This window comes from Bifidobacterium myosotis, from assembly GCF_002259745.1.
Taxonomy (GTDB): Bacteria; Actinomycetota; Actinomycetes; order Actinomycetales; family Bifidobacteriaceae; genus Bifidobacterium; species Bifidobacterium myosotis.
Genome location: NZ_MWWW01000054.1, coordinates 1 through 1,311, shown reverse-complemented (window position 1 = coordinate 1,311; position 1,311 = coordinate 1). Strand labels below are relative to the sequence as shown.

At 62.2% G+C, this 1,311-nt stretch carries 2 protein-coding genes; both read left to right on the top strand.

Going from position 1 to position 1,311, the window contains the following annotated elements:
• Positions 1–387, top strand: a 387-nt coding sequence (locus BMYO_RS11330) for a transposase (protein WP_233428273.1), incomplete at its 5' end; no start/stop codon positions are given.
• Between the two features lie 100 nt (positions 388–487).
• Positions 488–1,311 (top strand): InlB B-repeat-containing protein (locus BMYO_RS11325; protein WP_158217006.1); only part of this gene is annotated, 824 nt, incomplete at its 3' end.

Here is a 1,311-nt window from a genome sequence, read left to right as displayed (position 1 = left end):
CGGCAGGACGAATCCCTCGCCGCATTGAGGAACACGGATCCCAAGGGCCAGCTCTACCGCGCATGGCAGCTCAAGGAACTGCTGAGGAACCTGCTCAAGCACCCGCTCGGACAGGCCACCGCGGAACTCAAACACTGGGTGTTCTGGGCGTCCCACAGCCGCATCCCCGAGATCGTCGAACTCTCCCAAAAGATCCGCAGACGGCGGCCCGACATCCTGCGCACGATCGAGCTGGGCTACTCCAACGCCAGACTCGAGGCGTTCAACAACAGGATCAAGGTCACCATCCGCATGGCCTACGGCTTCCACCACGTGGACAACCTCATCGCCCTGATCATGCTCCGATGCGGCGGCCTCGACATCCGACTACCAAAGCCCACAACCTAACCCACGAAAACAGCACAAGCCTCAGAAATAATGTCAGTCGGGATGGGGAAAGTCCCCATATAAGAAAAACCCGATGTCCCTAGAAGAAAGGTTCCAGAACATGACTGGAAACACTAAGGTTTGGCGCGCCCCGCTCGCCGGCCTCGCCTCCGTCGCGATGATCGCGACCATGGGCGTCGCCGCCAGCACGGCCAACGCCGCGCCGTTGCAGACGCCTGACGTGCAGGTTACCCTAGACGCCAACGGCGGCAAGTTCGTCGGCTCCCCGTCCGATCCGAGCGTGGCCCAGTTCGTCGATACGGCGAAGACCAAGCTGCAGCTGACCGACAGCAAGCAGACCGACGCTCAGGGCGTGAACTACGCCGACGGCGTGTTCGAACACCTGTACGACTGGTACGGTCTGGATAGCTTCGTTCAGGACAGCGGCTACGTGTTCACCGGCTGGTACACCAGCCCTGATGCCGGTGGCTCCGCCGTTGATCCGTCCTCTGCGCTGCAGGATGGCACCACGCTGTACGCCCACTGGGCGGTTGACTACACGGACGAGTCCGAGGAAGGCGTGACCTTCAACCTGCTGTATGGCCAGGAGGGCCACACCACCAAGGTTGTGAAGGAGATCGATCCGGATGGCGCCGCCAAGGTCGTGAACACCTCCTACGACGGCAACACCGTGTATGTGCGTCTGGCCGACGGCGATCAGGTCGCCGACTGGCAGGTCCCGTCCGAAGATGTGCCTGGCGACGGTTTCGTGTTCGGCGGCTTCGACGGCGTTTCCTCCGCGAAGCGCGGCACCAAGCTCGGCGTCAAGGCCGACAAGGGTGTTATCGTCAACTTCCCGGCAACCTCCAGGTACCAGTACTACAAGGACGGCGAGAACATCTCCGGCGGCAAGTTCGATGTCCTGCGCGGCGCTTCCCTGACCCC